This is a genomic window from Cohnella cholangitidis (genome assembly GCF_014107495.1).
GTDB lineage: Bacteria > Bacillota > Bacilli > Paenibacillales > Paenibacillaceae > Cohnella > Cohnella cholangitidis.
This window is the reverse complement of sequence record NZ_CP041969.1, coordinates 5052201-5075672: the sequence shown is the minus strand read 5'-3', so window position 1 is coordinate 5075672 and position 23472 is coordinate 5052201. Positions and strand designations below refer to the sequence as shown.

Annotated in this window: 28 protein-coding genes and 1 pseudogene; 9 read left to right on the top strand and 20 right to left on the bottom strand. The window is 51.7% G+C overall.

The features are described 5' to 3' along the window. The first annotated feature begins 88 nt into the window (after positions 1-88). A complete protein-coding gene (locus FPL14_RS23410; RefSeq protein WP_182300008.1) occupies positions 89-637 on the top strand; it encodes a phosphatidylglycerophosphatase A family protein in 549 nt (182 codons plus the stop codon). A 409-nt stretch (positions 638-1046) separates the two neighbouring features. Here the strand turns inward: FPL14_RS23410 and FPL14_RS23405 are convergent, their stop codons facing one another. Both FPL14_RS23405 and FPL14_RS23400 read right to left on the bottom strand, forming a co-directional pair. Next, entirely contained in the window at positions 1047-2075 is a 1029-nt protein-coding gene (locus FPL14_RS23405; RefSeq protein ID WP_182300007.1) for an MBL fold metallo-hydrolase, read from the bottom strand. After that, positions 2072-2833, bottom strand: coding sequence for a class I SAM-dependent methyltransferase (locus tag FPL14_RS23400; RefSeq protein WP_182300006.1), 762 nt, complete (start codon positions 2831-2833; stop codon positions 2072-2074). The genes FPL14_RS23405 and FPL14_RS23400 overlap by 4 nt, the downstream gene beginning before the upstream one ends. Positions 2834-3044: 211 nt before the next feature. Between FPL14_RS23400 and FPL14_RS23395 the strand changes: the two genes are divergently transcribed. From FPL14_RS23395 to FPL14_RS23375, 5 genes are all read left to right on the top strand, one after another. Next, positions 3045-4412 (top strand): YheC/YheD family endospore coat-associated protein, encoded by a 1368-nt coding sequence (locus FPL14_RS23395; RefSeq protein WP_182300005.1) that lies wholly within the window; start codon positions 3045-3047, stop codon positions 4410-4412. Then, a complete protein-coding gene (locus FPL14_RS23390) occupies positions 4387-5703 on the top strand; it encodes a YheC/YheD family endospore coat-associated protein (protein ID WP_182300004.1) in 1317 nt (438 codons plus the stop codon). The genes FPL14_RS23395 and FPL14_RS23390 overlap by 26 nt, the downstream gene beginning before the upstream one ends. Further along, entirely contained in the window at positions 5684-7060 is a 1377-nt protein-coding gene (locus FPL14_RS23385) for a YheC/YheD family protein (RefSeq protein WP_182300003.1), read from the top strand. The genes FPL14_RS23390 and FPL14_RS23385 overlap by 20 nt, the downstream gene beginning before the upstream one ends. Then, a complete protein-coding gene (locus FPL14_RS23380) occupies positions 7057-8229 on the top strand; it encodes a YheC/YheD family endospore coat-associated protein (RefSeq protein ID WP_229263638.1) in 1173 nt (390 codons plus the stop codon). The genes FPL14_RS23385 and FPL14_RS23380 overlap by 4 nt, the downstream gene beginning before the upstream one ends. A 77-nt stretch (positions 8230-8306) precedes the next feature. Continuing rightward, positions 8307-9500: a YheC/YheD family endospore coat-associated protein gene (locus FPL14_RS23375; RefSeq protein ID WP_182300002.1), complete on the top strand. Its 1194-nt coding sequence runs from the start codon at positions 8307-8309 to the stop codon at positions 9498-9500. Positions 9501-9584: 84 nt separating this feature from the next. On the opposite strand, the gene FPL14_RS23370 is transcribed toward FPL14_RS23375, so the two are convergent. Both FPL14_RS23370 and FPL14_RS23365 read right to left on the bottom strand, forming a co-directional pair. Then, positions 9585-10265, bottom strand: a complete 681-nt coding sequence (locus FPL14_RS23370; protein WP_182300001.1) for an HAD family hydrolase — start codon at positions 10263-10265, stop codon at positions 9585-9587. A 24-nt stretch (positions 10266-10289) separates the two neighbouring features. Beyond that, a complete protein-coding gene (locus FPL14_RS23365; protein ID WP_182300000.1) occupies positions 10290-10916 on the bottom strand; it encodes a HEAT repeat domain-containing protein in 627 nt (208 codons plus the stop codon). Between the two features lie 165 nt (positions 10917-11081). On the opposite strand from FPL14_RS23365, the gene FPL14_RS23360 reads away from it, so the two are divergent. Both FPL14_RS23360 and FPL14_RS23355 read left to right on the top strand, forming a co-directional pair. After that, complete coding sequence (locus FPL14_RS23360; RefSeq protein ID WP_182299999.1) at positions 11082-12194, top strand: glycosyltransferase family 4 protein; 1113 nt, start codon at positions 11082-11084, stop codon at positions 12192-12194. Positions 12195-12292: 98 nt separating this feature from the next. Beyond that, entirely contained in the window at positions 12293-12550 is a 258-nt protein-coding gene (locus tag FPL14_RS23355; RefSeq protein ID WP_182299998.1) for a hypothetical protein, read from the top strand. 177 nt (positions 12551-12727) lie between these two features. Here the strand turns inward: FPL14_RS23355 and FPL14_RS23350 are convergent, their stop codons facing one another. The 4 genes and pseudogenes from FPL14_RS23350 to FPL14_RS23335 all read right to left on the bottom strand — a co-directional run bounded on the left by FPL14_RS23350 (position 12728) and on the right by FPL14_RS23335 (position 16145). Further along, the gene (locus FPL14_RS23350; protein WP_229263637.1) at positions 12728-13471 is read right to left on the bottom strand and encodes a YheC/YheD family protein; all 744 of its coding nucleotides are present in this window, start codon (positions 13469-13471) and stop codon (positions 12728-12730) included. 117 nt (positions 13472-13588) lie between these two features. Then, a complete protein-coding gene (locus FPL14_RS23345) occupies positions 13589-15181 on the bottom strand; it encodes a sensor domain-containing diguanylate cyclase (RefSeq protein WP_182299997.1) in 1593 nt (530 codons plus the stop codon). Positions 15182-15479: 298 nt separating this feature from the next. Then, positions 15480-15881, bottom strand: a pseudogene (locus FPL14_RS23340) (manganese catalase family protein); the annotation flags it as partial. A 30-nt stretch (positions 15882-15911) separates the two neighbouring features. Continuing rightward, entirely contained in the window at positions 15912-16145 is a 234-nt protein-coding gene (locus FPL14_RS23335; protein ID WP_182299996.1) for a hypothetical protein, read from the bottom strand. Positions 16146-16300: 155 nt separating this feature from the next. Between FPL14_RS23335 and FPL14_RS23330 the strand changes: the two genes are divergently transcribed. Beyond that, positions 16301-16798 carry an Ltp family lipoprotein gene (locus tag FPL14_RS23330; RefSeq protein ID WP_182299995.1) on the top strand — a complete coding sequence of 166 codons (498 nt, stop codon included), beginning with the start codon at positions 16301-16303 and terminating at the stop codon, positions 16796-16798. A 121-nt stretch (positions 16799-16919) separates the two neighbouring features. Here the strand turns inward: FPL14_RS23330 and FPL14_RS23325 are convergent, their stop codons facing one another. Genes FPL14_RS23325 through FPL14_RS23270 form a run of 12 tightly spaced genes read right to left on the bottom strand, consistent with a single transcriptional unit; the run spans position 16920 to position 23462 of the window. Continuing rightward, positions 16920-17573 (bottom strand): glucosaminidase domain-containing protein, encoded by a 654-nt coding sequence (locus FPL14_RS23325; protein WP_229263636.1) that lies wholly within the window; start codon positions 17571-17573, stop codon positions 16920-16922. Further along, positions 17557-17835, bottom strand: coding sequence for a phage holin family protein (locus FPL14_RS23320; RefSeq protein ID WP_182299994.1), 279 nt, complete (start codon positions 17833-17835; stop codon positions 17557-17559). The genes FPL14_RS23325 and FPL14_RS23320 overlap by 17 nt, the downstream gene beginning before the upstream one ends. A gap of 5 nt (positions 17836-17840) precedes the next feature. Further along, the gene (locus tag FPL14_RS23315; protein ID WP_182299993.1) at positions 17841-18101 is read right to left on the bottom strand and encodes a hemolysin XhlA family protein; all 261 of its coding nucleotides are present in this window, start codon (positions 18099-18101) and stop codon (positions 17841-17843) included. Positions 18102-18148: 47 nt separating this feature from the next. Beyond that, the gene (locus tag FPL14_RS23310; RefSeq protein WP_182299992.1) at positions 18149-18307 is read right to left on the bottom strand and encodes a hypothetical protein; all 159 of its coding nucleotides are present in this window, start codon (positions 18305-18307) and stop codon (positions 18149-18151) included. Further along, positions 18304-18513 (bottom strand): hypothetical protein, encoded by a 210-nt coding sequence (locus FPL14_RS23305; RefSeq protein WP_182299991.1) that lies wholly within the window; start codon positions 18511-18513, stop codon positions 18304-18306. Before FPL14_RS23305 ends, FPL14_RS23310 begins: the two co-directional genes overlap by 4 nt. 14 nt (positions 18514-18527) lie before the next feature. Continuing rightward, entirely contained in the window at positions 18528-19712 is a 1185-nt protein-coding gene (locus FPL14_RS23300; RefSeq protein ID WP_182299990.1) for a hypothetical protein, read from the bottom strand. Positions 19713-19731: 19 nt separating this feature from the next. Then, positions 19732-20268 (bottom strand): putative phage tail protein, encoded by a 537-nt coding sequence (locus tag FPL14_RS23295; RefSeq protein ID WP_182299989.1) that lies wholly within the window; start codon positions 20266-20268, stop codon positions 19732-19734. Further along, positions 20261-21319 (bottom strand): baseplate J/gp47 family protein, encoded by a 1059-nt coding sequence (locus FPL14_RS23290; RefSeq protein WP_182299988.1) that lies wholly within the window; start codon positions 21317-21319, stop codon positions 20261-20263. The genes FPL14_RS23295 and FPL14_RS23290 overlap by 8 nt, the downstream gene beginning before the upstream one ends. A gap of 1 nt (position 21320) precedes the next feature. Continuing rightward, positions 21321-21749, bottom strand: a complete 429-nt coding sequence (locus tag FPL14_RS23285; protein WP_182299987.1) for a DUF2634 domain-containing protein — start codon at positions 21747-21749, stop codon at positions 21321-21323. Then, on the bottom strand, positions 21750-22058 hold the full coding sequence (locus FPL14_RS23280) for a DUF2577 family protein (protein WP_182299986.1): 309 nt from the start codon (positions 22056-22058) through the stop codon (positions 21750-21752). Beyond that, positions 22055-23047: an XkdQ/YqbQ family protein gene (locus tag FPL14_RS23275; RefSeq protein WP_182299985.1), complete on the bottom strand. Its 993-nt coding sequence runs from the start codon at positions 23045-23047 to the stop codon at positions 22055-22057. Before FPL14_RS23275 ends, FPL14_RS23280 begins: the two co-directional genes overlap by 4 nt. A 1-nt stretch (position 23048) precedes the next feature. Next, on the bottom strand, positions 23049-23462 hold the full coding sequence (locus FPL14_RS23270) for a hypothetical protein (RefSeq protein ID WP_182299984.1): 414 nt from the start codon (positions 23460-23462) through the stop codon (positions 23049-23051). Between the last annotated feature and the right edge of the window lie 10 nt (positions 23463-23472).

Below are 23472 nucleotides of genomic sequence, written 5' to 3'. Positions count from 1 at the left end.
ATGTATACGAGCCCTTAGGATAATTATGTATGTTTGTCCTACTCAAGTTCACGACGGAGGCCGATGGCTTCGGAAAGAGGTGTTGTATATGTCCCAACCGAACGTATACCGTCTAAACAGCAAGGAAGTCGCCAAATCGACGGAAGAATGGTTAACGAAGCGGGGAGTTACGAAGGAGCAGATCGGACAGCTCGTTATGCTGCTTCAGAAAGATTATTTTCCAGAGCTGACTCTGGCCGAGTGCGTCATCAACGTGGAATCGGTATTGTCCAAACGCGAAGTGCAGAACGCGGTCCTCACCGGAATTCAGCTCGATATACTCGCGGAAGAAGGCAAGCTGCTCCCCCCTCTGCAAAATATGATCGCGCACGACGAAGGGTTGTACGGGTGCGACGAAATATTGGCGCTGAGCATCGTTAACGTATACGGAAGCATCGGATTTACGAACTTCGGTTACGTAGATAAGCTTAAGCCGGGTGTATTGCGTAAGCTAAACGATAAAAATAGCGGTGAAATTCATACTTTCCTCGACGATATCGTCGGCGCTATCGCCGCGGCGGCTTCGAGCCGCATCGCCCACCGCAAGCAAGCGGAGCGCGAAGCGCTTGAAGAAGCGCTGCTAGAAGGCGGGGAATAAGGAAATAACGGGCTATTCCGACGGTCATCTTAGACCCGGAGATGGCCCGTTATTTTGGGAGTTGGAGCGCAAATAAGGCTAATGCCGTCAGACGGCATTAGCCTTATTGTTTATGTGCTAGAGCGAACGAACCTCCCGCTCCGCACCCGAAAAACGGCACTCCGTACCGCTATTCCTCCCAAACCCCCGCTCCGCACCTGAGTAACGGCATTCCGTGCCGCTATTCCTCCCAAACTCCCGCTCCGCACTTGAATAACGGCATTCCGTGCCGCTATTCCTCCCAAACTCCCGCTCCGCACTTGAATAACGGCATTCCGTGCCGCTATTCCTCCCAAACTCCCGCTCCGCACTTGAATAACGGCATTCCGTGCCGCTATCCCGCAGCGGGAGCGCCAAAAATCCGCGCAAATTACCCTTCCATCCGCCGGCGAAAACGGATCAACGATTGGCTGCCGTGAGGCGGCTCGGCCGGAGCTTCTAACCGCACGACCATTCCACGCTTCTCCATCCGAACAAGATGAGCGATCGTTTCCGCGAGCGCGAATCGCAAATTGTGCGTATTGCTCCGCAGCCTAGTGCCGAATAATAGCTCGCATACCTCGAACGCGGTCTTCTCCTCGTCGCCGATGAGCTCGGCCATTTTCAGCAGCCTGCGCTCATGATGCTCCAGCAACTCATCGATCCTTTGCCGGTATTTAGCGTAAGGATCCCTATGACCCGGATAGACCATTCGCACATCCAAACGCCGCAATTCCTGCAAGCTATTCAAGAAAGAATGCAGCGGGTCGGGATCGCCGCCGGGCATCCAGCCGATATTCGGGGATATGTCGGGAAGCACCTGATCTCCGCATAGCAGCTTTCGACCGACCGGATCGTAGAAGATCAAATGGCCGGGAGCATGTCCTTCCCCGCCGTGAACTTCCCATTCTGCTCCCCCCATGGTCGTTGTTTCCCCGGGGTTCAAAATGATCGGAGCCACCGGATGGGGAGAAACTTTGAACTTGAAGCCGCTCATATGGGCTCTCATATCGTCGGTAAGCTCTTCCGCTAAACCATGGCGAAGGAAGGCGTCCGTCAATTCGCCGGAAAATGTCTCGTTCTCACCCCACAGTCTATTCGCGTTGTCCAGCGCGACTTGAGACATGCGGACCGGCGCGCCGGTCCTTTGTTGAAACCATCCCGCTAGCCCGTAATGGTCGGGGTGATGGTGAGTAATCACGATGGATTTAATCTCGTTCCAAGCGATGCTTAGCTCGGACAGGACTTCAGCCCAGAATTGCTCTATATCTTCATTTCGTAGTCCAGGATCAATTAGAGTCCATCCGTCTTGCTCGGGCAATAAGTAGGCGTTAACCCATTTCAGCGAGTAGGGAAGCGGAACTTTAATTTGCAGCCAACCGTCTTCCATCCTCGTAACCGCATTCGACCGTGTGTTCATCCGCGGCTTCTCCCTATCAGGATAAGACGTTTGGAGCTTTCCATCGAATAAGGGCTGCCATCGTAATCCCCGTATACGCTTTCCAGCGACAAGCCGGTTTCCTCCAACATCTCCTCGAACTGGTTCAAGCCGATCAACCGCACGCGCTCCTCGTAATGCCGGATAGCGCCTTGATTGCCTTCCTGATCTATTGGAGGCTTGACTTCGATTTTTTTCACGACGAACTCCCCCTCGATCGCGCGTTTTTCCACAATATGCAGACCGGTCTGCTCATCCACCCTCTCCGAGCGCGGCACCAAATGGCGCATCAAGTAAGACGGATTCAAGAAGTCGATCAAATACCGCCCGTCCGGGATAAGTACCCGCTTAATCTCATGCAACACCCGCGCATTATCCCCATAATCGGCAAAGTAACCGAACGAAGTAAACCAGTTAACGACCGCTTCGAACGAGCCGTCCTCGAACGGCAAGCTGCGCATGTCACCGTTTACCCACGAGATTTTCCCCTCCGATTCGGCGCTGCGCGCTTCATTAAGCAGAACCTTCGATAAGTCTAATCCCGTTACCTCGTAGCCCAAATCTCTAAGGACTAACGCGTGCCGTCCCATACCGCAACCGACATCCAGCACGGCAGCTCCATGACGCAGATTCATCCAATCCATCATCGCTCCGATTTCCCGCGCCGCGTTTTCCCCGTTCCGATGACGATATACGACTTTATAATCTTCGCCGAAGCTCTCCGTGAACCAATCCCCCATGAATCATAAACCCCTTTATTCTTTCATGTTCCCTTACGAAAATTCCCTATTTTCCATCATAACATCATTCCCACACCAAGTCCCAATCCAATTAGGGCTATCACCGATGGATAGATGTCCTCATATGATGGAGTATTCTCGCTAGCCCCCGGGAAGGAAGCCTACGAGAGCCTTCGCCACGACATACGCAAAGGTGGAAGGAGTACGAAACATGTCCACCCCGAAAATCGACGTCCAGGTCATCAGTTCCGGCATATTGTCCGATGACGTCCTGATGCTGGGGGAATCCCTGATGAAGCAGTGGAAAATCCCTGCCCAGCAGCATCTAGCTTTACGGTTCGGTTCTTTCCGTCACTCCGTCTCCATTGTCCCCGTGCCCCGGTATGAAGGGCTCAGAATCAGCCAGACGCTTGCTCGCAGAATGGGAATCTTCACCGGGACCCCGCTTCGCATCCAGTACCAGACCTCGAACAGAACGCTCTCGCTCGGACCGTTGATCGGAGTATTGGTCAGCCGCGATCATCCCGGACAGCCGGATAAACCCTTCGGAGACATTACGATGTTCTGCCGGGAGTTAACCGATGCTTGCCGCAGCCAGGGCGCTTACGTGTATTTTTTCACTCCGAACGGGATCGGGTCAAGTCTGTCTTCCGTAGAAGGCTGGGTCTATGCCAAAGGCTGGCATAAGATGACGCTGCCCGCTCCTGACGTCGTGAACAATCGCCTAACGTACCGCAAGCTGGAAAATCGCCCGATCGTGCAACAGTTCATGCGGGAAATCAAAGTCAGGTTCGGGGCGCACGTGTTCAACGAGAAGTTTCTCGACAAATCGGAAGTGTTCGACGCTCTGAAGAAAGACGGTTCCTTGCAAAGGTATTTGCCCGAGTCCCACACCTTGCAAAATTTCGCGATGCTCAAGAGCATGTGCTCCAAGTACAGCTCCGTCTTCCTGAAGCCGGTTAGAGGAAGCTTAGGCAAAGGTATCATCCGCCTATCGCGAATCGGGCCGGATAATTGGCAAGCGTCTTACGCAACCGTCGGAGGCACGAGGAGACAATCCTACAGCAGCTTGGTGAAGCTGTTCTCCACCGTCTCCGGCAAAATGAAAACCGTCCGCTACCTCGTTCAGCAAGGTCTTAACTTGATCGAAGCCGGCGGCCGTCCCGTCGATTACCGCGCTTTAACGCAGAAGAACTCCAGCGGCAAATGGGCGATCACCTCGATCGTAGCCCGAACGGCGGGTTCCCATCATTTCGTCTCCAATCTCGCCAGGGGAGGAACGCTATCGACGGTCAGGGAATCCGTTGCCAAATCCAATCTTCCCGCCCAATTCCGGGGAGACGCTTCCTCGCGTCTGTCGAGGGCCGCGCTGGACATCGCCCGGGGAGTAGACAATCATATTCCGGCCCATTTCGGCGAGCTTGGAATCGATCTGGCTTTGGACACGGCGGGAAGAGTCTGGCTGCTTGAGGTCAATTCCAAACCGTCCAAGAACGATAACACACCACTTAAAGAAGGGAAAATCCGCCCCTCGGTGCGGATGCTAATTCAATATGCCCGCTACATCTCCGGTTTCTAACACCTATAGAAACGTCTGCTCGAATACGGCAATAGGTATACTCGTATGCGAACGGTCCGGGGATCCCCCGTTCGCTGAAAGCACCTTCATCAGACGCCTTAACGAGCTAGGTACGGCAGTCGGGCTGCAATTGTACGCGTTCGCCCCCTGGACCTGGGATGCTTCGAGCAATTCCGTCAAGGGCTGGAGCTGGAGCCAAGAGAAGCAATGTTGGGAAGCTTGCCGGCGGCAACTGCCCAACGTGGTCTACGATCGCGCTTGGCCGGAAACTCAAGAAGAGAAGCAACGCTGCCGACTGGCCATCCGGAGGCTGCGCGCCGCAAAACGTACAACTTTCTTGAACGGGCTTCTGCCGCACAAAGGCAAAGTCTACGAAACGCTCGCGAAGGATCGGGAACTCGCTTATGCGATACCTCCGACGTCGCGGTATCAAGGACCGGCATCCGTCGCCTCATGGCTCTCGAGACATCGCGGTTCCGTTTTCCTTAAGCCGATCGCCGGCAGTCATGGGAAGCGCGTAGTCGCGGTCGTCCGTTCCGGAAACGGAACCGTTAACTTAACGGGCAGGCATAGCGATAATCGCCCGCTGGCCATCCAGGGCGTGACCGAGGCGGCGGCCTTGCAACGTCTTGACCGTTGGATCGGCAATCGCGTCTATCTCATGCAGCCGATGCTGGAGCTTAAGGGTCCGAGCGGAGAACCGTTCGACCTGCGCGTCTTGATGCAAAAAAACAAATCCGGCCATTGGACGCTAACCGGAGTCGCCGCTCGTCTCGGAGCTCCCGATAGCGTCACGGCCAACCTGCACGGGGGCGGAACGGCCGCATCCGCGGAGGACGTACTGACTCGGCTGTTCGGAGAACATCGCGGAGCCGAGCTGGTGCGGGAAGTACGCCGTTTGTCGTTTTTGATCGTCGCTCGACTGGAACAAACATGGGGACGATTCGCCGAAATCGGTTTGGACTTCGGGATAGACCGAAGCGGCAAGTTGTGGTTTATCGAGGCCAACTCCAAGCCGGGACGCGCCTCTATGCGTTCCGCGGGCCGCGATGCCGCGCTTGCCGCCGCGCGACAGCCGCTGTCCTATGCCAGATCTATCCTGCTTCGACTTGCGACAACCGACGCGCGGCGATCGCCGCTGGATAACGGTTGCTCACTTGCGACAACCGATGCGCGGCGATCGCCGCTGGATAACGGTTGCTCACTTGCGACAACCGATGCGCGGCGATCGCCGCTGGATAACGGTTGCGCTACACCTGGGAGGGTAATTCATGAGTTTGACCATCTGTAACGTCCATTTCACGCAGCAGCCGGAACGTATCGTATGGTTTTCCAGCCCACTTGCGAAGCTGCTCAAGCTGGGCGGACGTAAATCGGTTAATGTCAAGCTCGGCAAAGACATCGTACCCGCCACGGTGCGGACCATCAATCGTAAAGGTCATCATGTCTACATGTCGGCAGGGCTTCGGCGTTCCGTGAGAATTCCTAAATCCGGCAACGTATATTTGGCTAACGACGAAGGCGAAGAAATTCAGCTCGGACCTCTCATCGGAGTGCTGACCGATAGCAATACCCGTTCCTCGACGGCCCCGTTTGGAGACCGGACCGGGTTCGTCAGGCAACTGCTTCAGCTCGGCCAGAAAAAAGCGTACTTCTTCGCGTTCACGCCTCGAGACATTAATTGGCAGCAAGAAACGATTCATGGCTGGTTCCTGGATGGAGGCGGAGGCTGGACTCGCCGCGTCGTTCCCCTGCCGGACGTCGTTTACAACCGCTTGCCTAGCAGGCGCGCGGAAGTCGGAACCACGATGACGTCTCTCCGGGAACGATTCGTCAAGAAGAGGATCCCGTTCTTCAACTGGAGCTTCTTCAACAAGTCCGACGTCTATAATCTTCTCGACAAAGACGTAGAAGCTTTGCGGCATTTACCGGAATCCGTCAATAATCCGAGTCCCGAGAAAATCAAGGAGCTGCTGGAGAAGCACCAATTTCTCTATTACAAACCGACCGCGGGCAGCCTCGGAATCGGGATCTATAGACTCACTTACCATCCCCGCAAAGGATATTTCATCCGATACCGCAAGAACGGCGGCAACGTGCTGCTAAGATTCAGCAACTTCAATAGCCTGATGAAAATGCTGCGGACCAGACACGGCGGCAACTTAAGCAGTTATGTCGTTCAGCAAGGCATTCGTTTAATCGAGATCGACAGTTGCCCGATCGATTTTCGGTTCCATATGCACAAGGACGGCCGCAATGAATGGGTCGTTGCCGGAATCGGCGCCAAAAAAGCGGGACGGGGCAGCGTAACGACCCACATCAAGAACGGCGGGTCGCTTATGACGCCGGAGCAAGCGCTTAGCCGGACTTTCGGCGCCAAGGCGGAGGAAGTGCTGAAGGAGGCCAAACAGGTCGCCATCAAACTGTCCGAGGCCATCGAACGCAACTACCCTCACCAGTTAGGCGAGCTTGGGCTCGATATCGGCATCGACCGGGATAAAGCCGTATGGATGTTCGAGGCGAACGCCAAACCCGGCAGATCGATCTTCAAGCATCCGGCGCTGAAGGAGCAAGGAAGAGCCTCTCTCGAATATATACTCGACCATTGCCTTTACCTGAGTAAATTCCGCAGGAGGGATGAATCTTGACGATTCCGAAATCCCCCGCTCCCGCTCCCAAAATCGCGGAAGCACCTTCCGAAAAACCGGTCGTCGCGATTCTAACGATAGAAGACGATGTTCAATTGTTTCGCGGGAATCGGAGCAACTTCGTAGATCTCATCCACACGGGAAAACAAATGGGCATCCTCACCTATGTCGTAACGGTCAAAAACTTAAAGCTTCATGCCGCTCGGGTGCTCGGTTACACTTTTCGCCAGGAGGACGATACGTGGGTCCGGAACTGGTTCCCGCGTCCGAGCATCATCTACAACCGGATTCCCCAACGGGAAGACGAGAGAATGCCGCGAGTGAAGAAAAAGCTGTCGGCGATATCTAGAAATCCCGGCGTGAGGCTGTTCAATCGCCGGTTTTTCAACAAATGGTCATTGTTTCAATGGCTGAACGAGAGCAAGTCAACGAGAGCGTACATCCCTGAGACGAGAAAATTAACGGCTTCGTTCATTCTCGCGGATCTCCTGAAGAAGTATCCGCTTCTCTACCTGAAACCCGTGCGGGGCAAAGCCGGAGTCGGGATTATGACCGTGACCGTTCAGCCGGAGAAGCCGTTGCCGTATCGCCTGCAGATTCAAGAGGAAAAGGGCAGCCGGACTTATCGGTCCGGATCGATGAGAGGGCTTTGGAATCGCGTGGTGAAGCAATCCGCCGTTCTTGGCGAGCCGTACATCGCCCAGCAAGGCATAACCCTTGCCACCGTAAACAGTCGTCCGTTCGACCTAAGGGCGCTCGTTCAGAAAAACGGAGCCGGGCAATGGGAAATTACCGGCATCGGTGCTCGTGTGGCAGGGGATTCTAGCATTACGACCCATGTTCCGCGCGGCGGATACATCGATGATCCGGAGAAGCTGCTCAATTCGATATTCGGCAAGGAGAGAACGGCCAGGGTGCTCGGCAAAGTCCGCAACTCGACGATAACGTTGGCCAAACAGATCGAGCGCTCCGCCCACTCCCGCTTATGCGAGATGTCCATGGATCTGGGGGTGGATGCGGATGGACACGTCTGGTTCTTCGAAGCCAATTCCAAGCCGATGAAATTCGACGAACCGCACATTCGCAGCAAATCGTTGGAACGAATATTCCAATACAGCGTCTATCTTCATCGCCAGCAGCTAGAAAGCAAGGGGGGCATAGCCACATGAACGTGAATGATGCTTACCGCGGCTCATGCTTCCCTCCCCCCCAGCCTGCTTCGCCGGCCCGGAGGTGACATTTTTCCATGGCTCAACCCGTACTAGGCATTCTTACCTTGTATTTGAACGAGTCGAAAGCGTTGGAGGAACGTCCGGTTTACGAGAAAATGATCGCCGCGGGAAAGAGGATCGGAATTTCCGTCTTCGTGTTTACTCCGCAGGACGTAGAGGATAGCACCGGAAAAATTCATGCGATGGTCTATAACGCCGCAACGAATAAATGGGGCAGACGCTGGGTTCGTTTTCCGAACGTGATCTACGACAGATGCCGTATTCAGAAAAGCCATCGTTTCCAACAGCTGCTTGCATTCCGCAGGCGATACTCTAACCTTTTATTCCTCAATAGGCCGCTGCGCAACAAATGGACCATCTATCGTACGCTCGGCAAAGTCGCTAACTTCCGCTCGCACCTGCCGGCCACGAAACTGTACCAGTCCGCCGAAGACGTCTCTTCCGCCCTCAAGAAATTTCCTACCGTATACTTAAAACCGATAAACGGAACCGGAGGACGGGGCATCCTTCGCATCGATCGGGGACGTGACGGTACGTTGTTGCTGCAAGGCCGTAACCATTCGCGAAGCATCGTCCAACCGAAACGCATCCTTCGAAGCGGCCTGGCGGCCGCTCTCGGAAAATGGGATATGCGCGGAGACCGCTATATCGTCCAGCAAGGTCTTAACATTAAACTGCCTAACGGACGAATTCATGACTATCGTATGCTCGTTCAAAAAAACAGCATCGGTACGTGGGAGGTTACGGGCTGCGCGGGACGCGTCGGTCCCCTTCGCAGCATAACTTCCAATCTGCACGGCGGGGGGGAAGCGGCTTCCATGAACTCCCTACTGCGGCAATGGATCGGCAACGAAACGACGATAAAGCAAATCCGCGAAACCGCCGAAACATTCGGATTAAGCGTTGCGCGCCATCTCGAGAGCTCGTACGGCGCATTGTGCGAGCTTGCGCTTGATCTAGCGATCGACAGGAACGGGAAGATCTGGTTGCTTGAGGTCAATCCGAAACCGTCCCGCGAAGTGTTCAAACAAGCGGGAGAACGCGAAGTCTACCGCAAAGCGATCGTGCGCCCGATCGAGTATGCGCTGTGGGCATATCGGCAAAAGAAAGAATCCCGCAGTTCTAAGTCTTCCTTAAGTAAGGGCACCAATTTGGAACAACGGCAGCATGCGGATGAAAAAGACGATTTGGCGGAACCGCCGGACTAAAGGCTTATCGTATTCGATAAAGGGGCGATCCCGGATGGTCTTATCGGACCTTCGGGATCGCCCCTATCATTTGTCATAACCGAACTAAGGCAATAGCTTCAACAGCTCCGGGAAAGATCCGATAACCGCGTCCGCCCCGTCCAATTCGCCTTCTCTACGGAATCCCGCGTAGTCGCAGCCGACGACGAACAAGCCGTTGCGCTTGCCCGCTTCCACATCCGACGAACGATCTCCCACCATCCATGCTTCCGTCACTTCGAACGTATCGAGTAAACGGCGAACCAAATCCACCTTGGTCGTCGTCGCGAACTCTCCCGCGCTATACATCCCTTCGAACAGATCGCCGATGCCTCTCAGCGCCGGTACGCCTTTCACGTATTCCTCGAGCCCGTTGCTTGCGATGAACAGACGGATTCCTTTGCCGCGCAGCTCTTGCAGCGTCTCGGCGACGCCGGGATACAGATGGCCGATACCGTTACCCAACTCTTCCATCTCATATTGCAGTAGCAACACGTTCGCCCTTTCGTGCGCTTCCGGGGATCCGTCCGGCATCAATTTCTTCCATATATCGGATAAAAGCATGCCCAGCGAACCGAGTAAAATCTCGATCGACGGCATCGGTTTCTCGTATAACCCTTCCTCGCGCAACGTCTCGAATACGCGCCGATGTACCGTTTCCAGCAACGACTCCGTTTGAAACAATGTGCCGTCCAGATCAAAAAGAACGGCTTGAGGCTTCGTAATAGCCGGATTCAAATGGCTCATGATTGTATCTCCCTTGTTGTGATTTTACTTGCCCAGCTTCTCGATCGCTTTCTCGACTCGCCTACGCTTACTATCCTTTTCGATCTCGATCAATCGAGACATCAGCGTCTCGGCAAGCTCATCTTTGTCCTGGTTGCGAATCGCCGGCAACGCGTTCTCCGCGTACATCGGAAGCTGATTCGTCGGACAACCCTTTAGCTGGCCGATCAGCAAGGGAAATACATGATCGGCGTAACGTTCGTCTTGATAAAGCTTAATCAGGATGCCGACCCCATGATCTTTCGTAATGACGGATCCTTTGTCGGCGGCCTCCAGAATCGGAGACAGCACGGAGTAGACGGCATCGGCCTGAACGGACGCGATCGAGTCCAGAGCGGTCATCGCCCCCCACACCAGCCTATTGTTCTTGCTTCGCAGCAAATCCGCGAACAAGGGATAGTATTCCGCGATCATGGACGGCTCCAGCATTCCGATCTCGTAGAGCACCTTGATGCAGTCGCTTTGAATGCTTTTATCCTTATGAGTCAGGTTGCCCGCCAACTCTTTAACCGCTTCGTCGTCTCCGTCTTCCGCGATCGCTCGCGCTAGCTCCACGTTGGGTTCCTCGTCTTTGCGATGGAGGGACGTCGCTAATTTGCCGATTACTGTCATCCCCGATACTCCCTTCTCTTGTATGGACGTATTATAGCAAATGTGCGCCGGAATTCACGAATAAGGCCTGACCTAGGAGACAAATGCCTCAAGATATTTGCTCGTCTACGACATAGATTGTTTTTGTAACAAACGAAGAGAATATTGCGGATTAGGTGGTTGAACATGCATATATTAATAATTGCCCCGGAACAAATTACGGTACCTCCCATACTTGGAGGTTCCGTCGAAATCGTCATTCTCGCCATGGCTAAGCGATTGGCCAGATCGCATCGCGTAACCGTAATAAGCCGAAGCCATCCCCGATATCCCCAGCATTCCAGAATAGATGGAGTCGATATTTACCGGGTGCCAACCGGCAGCCCTATGACCTACTTATCCAATGTTAAGAAGTGGATCGGCAACAAAAGTTTCGACGTTATCCAGATTAACAACCGCCCGCGATTCGTCGGTCCTTTGAAACAAAAGTTCCAAGGAACGAATACCCCGGTTACGCTATTTCTACATTCCCTCACCTTCGTCGGACCCCCGTTCACTTCCCGCGCTACCGCCGCGCAAGATTTAGCGAAAACGGATCTTATTCTCGCCAATAGCTCATCCTTGAAGCAGCAATTGTCTTCTCGCTTCCCCGGAGTCGCGGGGCGAATCCGCAGCGTATGGCTGGGCGTGGATACGAAACGCTTCTCGCCTGCAAGAAAATCTAAGACGAGCAATGCCTTTAAGGTATTGTTCACGGGAAGGGTCATCCCCCGCAAAGGTGTTCCCGTACTTCTCAAAGCCGTTAAATTGGCCCAAAGCCAATCGGCTAGACCGATACACGTGATGATAGCCGGAGGCTCGTCCCGGTCGGGATATATGAGCCAAATGCGTTCGTTAGCCAGCAATCTTCGCGTGAACGCCCAGTTTCTCGGAAACATTCCCCACAGCCGCATCCATCATGTATATAAGAAAGCCGATGTGTTCGTCTGTCCTTCCCAGAAGCATGAAGCCTTCGGGTTGGTGAACGTCGAAGCGATGGCTTCCGGCTTGCCCGTCATCGCCTCGAATAACGGAGGAATCAAAGAAATCGTCAAAAATAATCGCAACGGAATACTGGTGAAAAGCTACCATCGTCCGCAAGCGTTCGCCAAAGCGATTCTCAAGCTAAGCGACGATCGCGCATTGAGAAACAGAATGTCGCTCCAAGCGCGAAGGGATTGCGTGAAGCGGTTTAGCTGGGGAGCAACGGCCAATCGGATTACGCGGGTTTATTCCAAGTACCGGAAATCCAAATCTTGAAAGAAGGAAGGACGTATTCCCAAAAGGGCCGACTACGAGTAAAACATTGCGATTATTTTCTGCGAGATGGTTCAGTCGAATCCAGAAGTTGCGCGATTATGAGAATAACGGCACGCGGTGCCGTTATTTCGTTACAAAACGGCAATTCTTCCGCGATAGAGGCACGCGGTGCCGTTATTCCACAACGATTCGGCAATTCTTCCGCGATAGAGGCACGCGGTGCCGTTATTCCACAACGATTCGGCAATTCTTCCGCGATAGAGGCACGCGGTGCCGTTATTCCACAACGATTCGGCAATTCTTCCGCGATAGCGGCACGCGGTGCCGCTATTCGAAATGGAAATGGAAAACTATAAAACGGAACCGTCCCCTGCTTTTTTCTCCCCCTTTCCTCTTATTGATTAACATAAAGAAATGACGGTCAGGGGTGAATCCCACGCCGTCATTCCTTTAAATTTTTCATTTGATTTTTGGTTGAGTCAGCTGTCCGTCAAGCGAAGCAATCTTTCTTTTGAGATAGCACCTCTTCATTGCTATTTAAGGCGACCGTAAGCTTTGGCGTAACGCCTGATTTTCCGAAAAATCGCCGGATTGCGCAATTTACGGAAAATATAAGGATCGGGAGCCGTATTCACCTCGATAATCCAGGGCGTTAACGTTCTGTCCATTCCGATGTCCAGACCGACCTCGCAGACGCCCGGGAAATGCTTGCGCATCGTCCTTCCCGCCGTTACGCCCATCTTCTCGAACGAGCGTATTTTTTTCTTATAGCCGCTGCTGCTTAACCGCTTGCCTAACAAGCTGCTAAGGGGCGTTAGAGCGCCCCCGCCATGGTAGTTGGTCACGATTTTCCGCGGTGCCGCCACCCGTCCGATCATTCCGGTCGTTTCCCACTGTTTGCTTGGGTTAAACTGCGCCATGACGCGAATATCAAATCGCCGGCCTCTATGCGTGAGCAAGTGGATGCCTTTTTGAATCAAATAGCGTTTCCCTTTGAATTGCTTACGAAGCTCCGAAGCCATAAGATCATAAGATGGATAAGCGCGGAGACGTTTGCCCAACTGGAAGCTGTATTGTCCTCCGGAATGCTCTACCCTCATGACGCCTTTGCCGTGCGAACCTACGTCCGGTTTAACGTAAACCATGCCATGTTGCTCCAGCATCTTCTTCAGCTTGCTCACGTTGAATCTTACCGTTACAGGGATGACCCGCTTAAGCGGTCCGCTGCTCATCAACGCGACCGTTTTCCTCCATTTACTCCCCACATACTGAGGCACGTTGCACACTCCCTGAACTCAGTTTACGGTAATGAACCTGAATTCAGTTTATGTGGAGGCTTGTAACCTGGGGACAAAAACAGGCTAACACCGCGGCTTTAATCTCCGCATGGAAGACTAGCTGGTCTTATCCTCAAGCTCCGCTCCGTTCGCGATTTCCACCCGGTTTCTGCCCAATCTTTTCGCGCGGTACAATGCCCCGTCCGCTAGCCGGAACAACTCTTCGGCATCTCTCGCGAACCCCGGGAAATGCGTTACGCCAATCGACAGAGTCACCGGGTTGCCGGTAGGGCTGACGGTTTCCGCCATATATTTACGAATCCGCTCCGCATCCAGCTCGGCCGCGTCGGAATCCTCGCTCGGAATCAGAACCACGAATTCTTCACCGCCGAATCGGCAACGCACGGCACGGTTATCCAGCAACCTAGGAAGAGAATTCGCCAGATACCGGAGCACGTCGTCTCCTTTATCATGGCCGAACGTATCGTTCACCAGCTTGAAGTTATCCAGATCCATGATCATTAAGGAGAACGCGATATTTTGATTTATCCAGCTTTTCACGAAACGGTCCAATGTCCGCCGATTAAACAAGCCCGTTAAGGGATCGGTTTGCGCTTCCAACGATAAGCTGTCGAATTGATACCGAAAATGGCGAACCGCTCGTCCGAACGCTTTGTGCAGCTCGTTCGCCTCGTAGTTCAGCGCATGGATTCGAGGCAGCGCGTCGCCTTCGCTCTGGTTCGGAGACAACCTCGAAGCGAAATCGGACAATTTGGATAACGGTTCGGAAATTTTACCGATGACCCAATAGATGACAACCATAAATAAAAGCAACGCAGGCAGTATATAGAGCGCCATTTTAAGCACGAGAGTACGGGCAGAAGAAAGAACGACTTCGGTCGGCGTCTGGGCGACGATCCCCCAACCCGTTTCCTGAATATACGCATAACTTGCCAGCAAGTCTAACCCTTTCGAATTGACCACCCGTTTCGAACCGCTTTTGCCGGCTATGATATCGTCGATGACTTGATTGCCGACGACCTTCTCTCCTATGCGGCTATCGTCCGGGTGATACAGTAAATTGCCCGATGAGCTGACCACGTAAGCATATGAGCCGTTCGACTTGTCTAGGGCGCTTCCGAGCACGGTCTGAAAAATATTCGTTTCATGAAGCCGAATCGAGCCTCCGATGAAACCTAGATATTGGCCTTTGGTATCGGTTAAGGGATGGCTTACCATCACGATCAGCTTCTGCGTCGTCAGACTCATATAAGGCTCCGAAACGAGCGGGACCCGTTCCGCGAGCGCTTGTTGGGTACCTTCGGAATCGATCAGCTTGCCGATATCTTCCCGTTTGACGTTAGAGCCCTCGATCAATTTTCCGTCCTTGTCTATCAGGAATACCGAGTTAAACGACCCTTGGCTGCGTTGGAATAACACCAGTTGCTCGTGCATATCGGATCTATTCAGATCCGAAGCGAGATACTCTCCCGATACGGCAAGGCTTTGCTTCATATTTTGAAACAGGCTGTTAACGGTTTCCGAAATTTTATCGGCATAGACTTGATTCATCTGGAAAGTCATCCGGGTAAGCGATTGCTTCTCGCTGCCGTAAGCGATGAACGAACTAATGACCATCGTTGCCACTACAGTCAAGAGCACGATCGCGTTTACGATCGATTTGATTCTAAAGCCTTTTCTTTTGACCATATCTATATCTCCCAAAGATCTTGATAGTATATGGTTAAAATTCGACATAAATCTACAATCTCCTTCACTGCAAGGAACGGGAAAACCGAGGTTAAGCAACAAATAAGGTCTCTAGTGCCCGAACAGTCCATGCTAAAACGCCCAAAACCTGCTCAAGAGGGCGACTATAAAGCAAAAACGAAAAATAGCAGTGCAAGGATGAGATATCCTGCCCGCTATTTTTACGATTTTTGGAGCGCATTTAACTTGCGTTAAGCAGACTTTCAAGAGAAGCTTGCTGCTTTCGGACAGCCTCCATTCAGTATACTTTCTTTTGTTCCCTATCCATTTTAAGAATTTCTACCGCCTCCTTGAACCTCAAGGAGTGCACGATTTCCCTCTCGCGAAGAAACTTCAAACTATCCTGAATGTCCACGTCGTCCGTAAAGTCGATCAGCCATTGATAAGTCGCTCTAGCCTTCTCTTCCGCCGCTATGTCTTCGTACAGGTCGGCTATAGGGTCGCCTTTGGCCGCTATGTAAGCGGCAGTCCAAGGAACGCCGGCAGCATTGTTATAGAACATGGCTCCGTCATGATTGACGAAATTCGCCCCTAGTCCGGCAGCTTCCAGCTGCTCCGGCGTCGCGTCCTTCGTAAGCTTATAGATCATGGTCGCAATCATTTCCAAATGGGCGAATTCTTCCGTACCATCATCATGTAGGTGATAATCTAGATTCTAGTCGTGCTCCCATCATTTAAACATCGGCTGCGGCTTAGGCTGTTGAAACTCCCAAGCTTGAATGATCTTGAGCTCATGATGCCGATCTGGAGCGTATTCAATAAATCGTTCAGTTGCTAAGACTCGTAACGCAATCTTGACCTGTTCAGGTGATCGGCCAGCTTTGCGGGCGAGTTCATCCATCGTTGGTACGTATCGCATGTTATTAAGGATTCGGAGTATTTTACGTGATGTATCATCCAGCATTAAGATCGCCCCTTAATGAAAGTATGATCATAATAACAAGAACATGCGTTCTGTTCAAGATACATAAATGCTCTTTGAAAACCAGGACTCGTCAAAATTCGCCACTTATTGTAACATTGTGAATAGAATTTATTCCTATAATTGGGGGATTTGGAATGAAGAAAGTTTTAATCACTAGCGCAATGGCTGCTCTACTTCTTTCTGGTTGCTCGTCGGAAAATGAAGCTCTTAAGCCTGCAAATGAATCAGCACCAGCAAGCTCGACTCCTGTGACCAAGGCGCCCGAGTCAACAACTGCGCCGGAAGTGGCTAAAGAGACCGTGGAGCCGACAGCTACTGAGAAGAGTGTACCTAGAGAATATAAGGCAGCATTAAAAAAGGCGGAATCGTACGCAGAGACTATGAGTATGTCAAAGGCGGCTATTTACGATCAATTGACCTCTGAATATGGAGAAAATTTCCCTAAAGAAGCCGCTCAATATGCCATTGATAATATCACTTTTGATTGGAACGAAAATGCACTAAAAAAGGCTAAATCATATGCAGAAGATATGAGTATGTCAGATTCGGCCATTTACGATCAATTGATTTCAGAATATGGCGAAAAATTCACCAAAGAGGAAGCGAAGTACGCGATAGATAATTTAGAATAATAGTATGAAGACAAATAAAAGCCCGTCGACCAGATAAGGTTGACGGGCTTTTGCCGAGGACATGCGAATATGTAAAGTTAAATGACAAAAATCCCGAGAGCCGAAGCCCCCGGGCTGATCATTATTTACTCGTCAACGTTGCCGTCTTGGTCTTGTTGTCCCATGCGACACTAGCTCCGAACGCCTCACCGACATCCCTCGCAGGTACATAGACTTTACCGTCAATGATCACGCCGTCAGCAATCGGCTTGCCGTTGACAATCGCCTTAGCTTTATCCAATGTCTTCTCCCCCTTGTCCGGCGTGGCCGCCTCATCGTATTTGGTCAATCCATTCGCTTTAATGAGCGCCACGATCTTTTCCGCGTATTGCGGATCGGTAGCGTAGCCGCACGAGCGCAACGCCTTTGCCTGCTCTTCTGGCGTCCCTGCCTCCCGAACGTCACGGTATCGCGGGAGCTGGAACAACAAGTCTTGGTCCTTATAGAAATCGTATAGAGTGTCGTATGCGCGGAAGTAAGCTGCCGTGTCGACTCTCACACCGCTTTCCACTTCCCACGTTCCCTTCTTAACCCACTTCCCTTTCCAATAGGCATTCAGCTTTCCTGAGCCTACCTTGATACCGCCGAGGTTATTCCAAGGGTGGATCTTCCCACCGGTCTCCAACAAGTTCTGAGCGATCCGAACGGACGGGAACATCGGCGATCCCTCTTTACGTACTTGGAGAACGTGGGGAACGAGAGCGGCGATGAACTGTTTTTTAGTCAGACTTGCCATCGCTGGCCGCCTCCTTGGCTTGTTTAATCGCTTGGTGCCCAAAGACGGCAAAAGCACCGGCTAGAATGCCGTTAATAATCGCCTCTGGACCAATCCCTATCAACCATACCGCTAACAGGATCGCGATGGCCATAACGATATAAATAATCGCCCAATCCGGTATGCGAGGGGTTCGCTTAAGCACAAACCCCAATACCCAGCATACTGCAACAACGATAAGTAATTTCGGATCAATTAGCTGAAAAATTGCATTCCATTCCATTTGTCTCATCCTCCATTAAATTTGATAAATGCAGATACTGCACCGGCCAGAATCGCACCTATTAGTGTTCGCCACAACCAACGTTGGTTGTCTGCTACTTCGTTTAAGCGAAGATGTGCAGAACGGGCAGATTGCAGCGCTTCGATAGCTTTTTCCTTGGCCTCATCTGCTGTCGTCCTTACATCCGTCATAGCGTCGATCTTAGTTTCAAGCCGGACAACCCGCTCGCGGATATCCGATAGGACTTGTACCTCGTTGTTTGACAACCGCCCCACCTCCCCAAATTAAAAGACTCCGCTATTGTGCGGAGCCCTTAAATACCTTGCGTATTCATCAAAATATAATCCTCAACGGCTTGCCGGTAATCTGCGTTAGTGATGTCATCCAGTACATACACGTTGCCGGTCTTCGGGTTGATACCACCCGACAAGATCCGTTCCGCTGCGATTCGAACAACAATTGGATTAATCATAGAATCCCTCCGCTGGCTTCATCGGCCATTAATAAGATTTGATCCTCTAGGCTCTTGATGTAATTCTCTTGCGCTTGATCATCGAAGACGAGAAAATTTCTTTCAAACAGATTTTGTTCTTCGACTAGTTTCTTATCGGCGTGATCTTGTATTAGCTGTTCGCGATCAGCCTCAGTAACATATGGGAGCCTAATAATGTTTCCCATTCTGCTCATCCTTTCTAATCAAAATCAATTGTTCCATTGTATGGAGACGTGAGAACCGTCTGGATTTGAAAAGAGTCGATTTGACACGTAGTACCACTAGCCTCAATTCTCGCCATTATCTCGAAATAGTCTCCCTTGTTGCACGGCAAATCCTCAGTGTACATGAATATGGAGCCGCTTGTTCGTCTCATAATCCCTACGGCGACTCCATTTTTGTAGATCTGGCCGTTTACAAAAAAACCTGTATTTATACTTCCAACTCTAAAAGAAATACGTACAATACCGGTATAGGTAACTGTAATTTTTTTTAACGAAACAAACGTCGTACTTGTTGTTGTCCTTAGAGTTGGAGCAATTAGCATAACCCCCGCAGTTTTTAACGTTCCAGTTTTGCCAAACATAGAAAGCCCTTCTGGAATGTTATCCGCGAGAAAATTGGAGTCAGTGATCGTAACATTATCATCGACTCCATCCCGATAGCCGTTCGACGTACGTAGTTTAAGAGTTGTTCCAGATACGCTAGAAGCAAGCGCCGCAGTATCTCCAGCACGATTAGGCATAGTCCCCGCCGTACCCGCGATAGTCGTTCCAGTCAATACGTTAGCTGCCGGAACAGCGACGGCCGCAACCGTTCCACTACCGTTATGATAGCCTGCCGGGATAGCCTGAGCCGATGCACTTGGCGTAATCGATACCGCTCCGCGATTAACCATGGTTCCGGTCCGTTTCGTCTTGGCATCGGTATTGTAAAACGTTTTGGTTGCCAGAACGTCAGCATCCGCCGCGCTGCCTGTTAGCGCCAGAGTCCCCGTCAATTTTGTCCCCGCCGATCCATATGCCGTCTTTGGGGCAAGGATATCTCCGACCGTAGCCGTAGCGTCACTTGTGTCCGGCCCGACCGGAATCGCCTCGATATTGACCGCCATCTCTGCGAAAGTATCATCCACCGCCGTTAGTATTCCTTTGTCAGTGATCGCGGCGGCGACTAAAGCTTTACCGTCACTGACATTTGTAAAAAGCTCTGTTATAGCTCCCGCCGCGTTCTTGGACGTGGTTGGGACAGCGGACATGTCGCCGACATCTGATTTCTTCGCAGCATTGGCGTCAATCAAATCCAAATTTTCGCGATATGCTGCCCGAGTAAAATTCTCATTGCCGAGCGGCTTCTTAAGACCAAGGTTGGGTGTAATGTCAGGCATTCGGTTTCCTCTCTTTCAATTAGGTATAGACTTCCATCTGATCCCACGTAAGGCTCAGATCATCCCATTGATCCCACGTCTTATTGAGCGCATCGATTTCGTCCCATAGCGTATAGTTGAATACGTAGGTTACATGCAGATGGGCGGGCTTCACATCTTCTATTGCTTCTTTCAAGTCGTCCAAATTCGGTGGGATGCCCACGACGCTGACGAACGTTATTGTAATGACTCCACCATCGAAACCGACCGTTACATCCCCATTTGAGAAGGAATCCGCTACGTCCTTAATAAGCTCCGCGCCAACCTTTCCCGTTCCACGCATCCGGCTTTTGATGACGGACCTACGATCATTTAGCGGTTTCCCGGCTTCCGGCACAACGCCGAATTCCTTCTCATAGATCGCAAGCGCCCATGTTGCCGAATCGATAGAAAGCTGATCCCCGAGGTCGTCCAAATTGTTTCCTGCGATCAGGAATTGTGCCGCCTCCGACTCGAAGATCGTCTTATAAATAAGACTCTTCCGCATGAAGACGGGCAGAAGCGTAACATCAAACATCGACGTCCACACTCCCGAGAACCGCGACCTGTTCAAAACCGACAGCTACGTTCGAGGTTCCGCCGTTCACGGTTAGGCCGGAATAATCCTCCACCCCGTCGCTATCCAGAATCGCCGCCCCAACTTTCGCGTAACTGACGATAGATTCGGAAAAAGCGATGTCCTTAAGGTATTCCGTCAACGACACCTCTACATTGTCTGTTGCTTGCTCCAGCGTGAACCCGACGGATAGCGAAATAGATACGCCAACGTCAATAGACAAGCCCGCTGCGCTGGAGACGGTCGCATATGCACCGATAGGGGCAACCCCCTCGCCCAAACCAGTTATGCCCGGGTCAATATAAGTTTGCACATCATCTACCAATTGCGTAGACGCGACTTTCCGGTCCGAATCGATAATCACGACTTTAACCGTATTGGGTCCGCTCCAAAGCGGTATCACTCGCGCATCCCCTACGCCGGTTACTTCTTTTGCCCAATTCTTATAATGGCTCTTGTTCCCGCTTGTGGCTGGCGTTCGAATACGCTCGAAATATCGGACTAAAAGGTCCGCATCCGTCTCGGAATCAAATCCGTCAAGTGTAGGCGCGGGATTGTTAACGCCGGTAATGCCCGCAATCGTGACCGGTATCATCGTGATTTGGTTCGCCGGGACATTTCCGGACGGTCCGTCAATGACCGCTCGGATTTCTACCGATCCGCTTCCTGTGATGGACTTCGATTCCGTTGCACTGAACTGGAAGCCGCTCGCCGTTTCAAATAGATCGCCGATGGATATCGCGCCGTTTCCTGTCACGACAACCGATCCGACCGCGAATGTCGCCGGTTTCCGTATAATCCCGGTCCGATCGTAAATGCGCTTCGCAAGGTCATCGCCTGTCAAATTCTCGATATCGAGCATTCGCCGTAGATTGGAAAGGTCGTTATCCAGACTTTCGAATTGAATCGCAACTGGAGCCAAGCTGTCATAAATAAATGAACCGACCATCTTGTCGTACTCATCCGGCACACGGGCGAGTAGCTGATTCCGTATTTCCGTTGCCGTCGCCATGTTACACACTCACCTCTCTTTGGACGTCGCCATATATCGAGTTGACCGTGAACGAAACCTTTATGGCAGCGCCGTCCCGCTCGAACGTCCAATCGCTCAAACTCCGAATCTCGGCGTTTTCAGTTAGCGCCTCTGTAATTTCTCGCTGCAATTCCTCGGACACGAACTCTAACGGCAAATTGGAACCGACCAAGTTGTCTATGCTCGCCCCATATTCCTCACCGTCATAAATAGAGAATCGATTTCTTGCCGTCCGAATCGCCTTATCGATCCAAACTTTCAAACTCTCGACGCCTGAGACTTCGACGACTTTCCCGTCCTTTAAGACGAAATCACCCGTTTTGAAATCAAATAAAAAAGACTTGCCCCGAGGTTGGACAGTCTCTTCCGATTCCGTTTCGATTTCCAGTTGTGCAATTTGCGGTAGCATTTATGGCACCACCTTATCGATTAAATACCATTGCTGATTATCAGGTGTCGGAATAAGGATAACTTGATCACCGGCCACTATTTCCCGTTTGACAGGATATTCTACCCCTGCGATCTCAACGACGCCCGCCCCGTCTTGTGTTAATCCGGCAGCGACGACAATGTCTTCCCGCTGCAATACGATATGCTCGCCGAACTTGACCTTGATGTCCGGCAACGGATCAACGACGACGCCGATCCCGATGCCGACGCCCTCTTTGTTGTCCCGGTCCTTGAGCATCATCGCGAGTTGGATTATCGCGTCATTCAATCCACCACCCCCAGACCGAGAGACATTGTATGGGTGCCGCCCTTAACAGAATGGGAAACCGACTTGATCAGATACTTACCTTTCATTCCGGTTAGTGGTTCATCCACTACGATCAATCTTCCAGCCCGGATTCTATCGTCGCCTATCAATTCGAGACTATTGTCTTCGAGGACTCGCCCGAATTCCTTAAGCCTGTTCCGAGCGATGTTTCGAGCTTGCGCGATATCCTTCTCATCAATCGTTTCGGTTAGCTGGAGAAGGCCGTACCTGGTAATCAAAGTGGCATCTTCCGCGCTCGCGGCAATGCTGTATTGATCGTCGCTCTTTGAAAGCACTAACTTGATACTATTCTTCATCTCTTCGATGCTTCGAGTGCGAGACGCACCCGATATGGCGGTCATGACGTCACGCTCATTGATGCCTCTCGCTAGGACAAATGTCCCCTTTACCACTAAATCCGCTTGCTTCTCGATATAAAGCTTGCCCGCGCGCATCTCCATTCGCAACTTATGCCCTTGATCCGCTTCGACGCTGGCTAGTATATCGCGAATAATTTCCGAAACCACGACATTGATAAAAACCTTTTTGATCATCGTCGGCATGTTCGCCAATCTACCGACGGGAACCCCGAAGTCTCCGAGGATCTTTGCAATGGCTTGTCCCGCTGATACTTTATTAAACTGATAGACCGCCGTACTTTTGTTCAGGTAAAAGGCAAAATCGAATGAGGTATACGAGAGTGGCGCTCGCCCGGATCGACCTTCCGTGATGATAACACCTCGATAAATCTCAGCCCCTTTGTTACGTAAAACGACCATATCCCCGATGTCGCACGGATTAACCGGGAATACCTTCGAATCATTAAAGGCTACATCGAAGGTCAAGCTTTGCCCCAACTCTTCGATGCTGCTCCCCCATCCGATCGTTCCGACAAGTGGAGAGACATCAAAGGTCTTATCTTTCTTAACGAGTAAAAGTTGATGCGCCACGTCACACCCCCTTGACCTTGATAAACCGGAACTCGCTTAAGGCAAGCTTGTAATCGACATCGCCACTCTTACCGACTCCATACTCGAAACTGTCCACAACAACCGGCATATTAATCGGCGTGTCGGTGATCGTAAGCCTCATCGGTATTTTCCTAGCGATCCAAGAATCGAGTAACCGTACATACTCGAACCCGCGATAGGTTCGGTCCCGGAGGAATGGATAGTCGCGAACAGGAAAGTAGCTTTCAAGCGATATCGATTTAAGCCCGCGCAATCCAATGAGTTTGATTTCCCCTTGGCTTATGGTCGTAAATGTCTCATGATTTAGTGGAGAGACTATCCCGAATGACTCCGGCACGACCGGCAATTGGAGGACTTGTTCACGGTTATTGATAGACAGGAAAACATTAATCATGCCACGTCCC

Excerpts from the sequence above, each read along its gene's own strand:
- FPL14_RS23400 (WP_182300006.1), bottom strand. The coding sequence starts at position 2,833 with ATGGGGGATTGGTTCACGGAGAGCTTCGGCGAAGATTATAAAGTCGTA.
- FPL14_RS23320 (WP_182299994.1), bottom strand. The coding sequence starts at position 17,835 with ATGGAATGGAATGCAATTTTTCAGCTAATTGATCCGAAATTACTTATC.
- FPL14_RS23285 (WP_182299987.1), bottom strand. The coding sequence starts at position 21,749 with ATGCTACCGCAAATTGCACAACTGGAAATCGAAACGGAATCGGAAGAG.
- FPL14_RS23345 (WP_182299997.1), bottom strand. The coding sequence starts at position 15,181 with ATGGTCAAAAGAAAAGGCTTTAGAATCAAATCGATCGTAAACGCGATC.
- FPL14_RS23325 (WP_229263636.1), bottom strand. The coding sequence starts at position 17,573 with ATGGCAAGTCTGACTAAAAAACAGTTCATCGCCGCTCTCGTTCCCCAC.
- FPL14_RS23305 (WP_182299991.1), bottom strand. The coding sequence starts at position 18,513 with ATGGGAAACATTATTAGGCTCCCATATGTTACTGAGGCTGATCGCGAA.
- FPL14_RS23335 (WP_182299996.1), bottom strand. The coding sequence starts at position 16,145 with ATGCTGGATGATACATCACGTAAAATACTCCGAATCCTTAATAACATG.
- FPL14_RS23375 (WP_182300002.1), top strand. The coding sequence starts at position 8,307 with ATGGCTCAACCCGTACTAGGCATTCTTACCTTGTATTTGAACGAGTCG.
- FPL14_RS23300 (WP_182299990.1), bottom strand. The coding sequence starts at position 19,712 with ATGCCTGACATTACACCCAACCTTGGTCTTAAGAAGCCGCTCGGCAAT.
- FPL14_RS23310 (WP_182299992.1), bottom strand. The coding sequence starts at position 18,307 with ATGATTAATCCAATTGTTGTTCGAATCGCAGCGGAACGGATCTTGTCG.
- FPL14_RS23405 (WP_182300007.1), bottom strand. The coding sequence starts at position 2,075 with ATGAACACACGGTCGAATGCGGTTACGAGGATGGAAGACGGTTGGCTG.
- FPL14_RS23385 (WP_182300003.1), top strand. The coding sequence starts at position 5,684 with ATGAGTTTGACCATCTGTAACGTCCATTTCACGCAGCAGCCGGAACGT.
- FPL14_RS23295 (WP_182299989.1), bottom strand. The coding sequence starts at position 20,268 with ATGTTTGATGTTACGCTTCTGCCCGTCTTCATGCGGAAGAGTCTTATT.
- FPL14_RS23360 (WP_182299999.1), top strand. The coding sequence starts at position 11,082 with ATGCATATATTAATAATTGCCCCGGAACAAATTACGGTACCTCCCATA.
- FPL14_RS23390 (WP_182300004.1), top strand. The coding sequence starts at position 4,387 with ATGCCCGCTACATCTCCGGTTTCTAACACCTATAGAAACGTCTGCTCG.
- FPL14_RS23365 (WP_182300000.1), bottom strand. The coding sequence starts at position 10,916 with ATGACAGTAATCGGCAAATTAGCGACGTCCCTCCATCGCAAAGACGAG.
- FPL14_RS23330 (WP_182299995.1), top strand. The coding sequence starts at position 16,301 with ATGAAGAAAGTTTTAATCACTAGCGCAATGGCTGCTCTACTTCTTTCT.
- FPL14_RS23290 (WP_182299988.1), bottom strand. The coding sequence starts at position 21,319 with ATGGCGACGGCAACGGAAATACGGAATCAGCTACTCGCCCGTGTGCCG.
- FPL14_RS23410 (WP_182300008.1), top strand. The coding sequence starts at position 89 with ATGTCCCAACCGAACGTATACCGTCTAAACAGCAAGGAAGTCGCCAAA.
- FPL14_RS23270 (WP_182299984.1), bottom strand. The coding sequence starts at position 23,462 with ATGATTAATGTTTTCCTGTCTATCAATAACCGTGAACAAGTCCTCCAA.
- FPL14_RS23355 (WP_182299998.1), top strand. The coding sequence starts at position 12,293 with ATGAGAATAACGGCACGCGGTGCCGTTATTTCGTTACAAAACGGCAAT.
- FPL14_RS23395 (WP_182300005.1), top strand. The coding sequence starts at position 3,045 with ATGTCCACCCCGAAAATCGACGTCCAGGTCATCAGTTCCGGCATATTG.
- FPL14_RS23370 (WP_182300001.1), bottom strand. The coding sequence starts at position 10,265 with ATGAGCCATTTGAATCCGGCTATTACGAAGCCTCAAGCCGTTCTTTTT.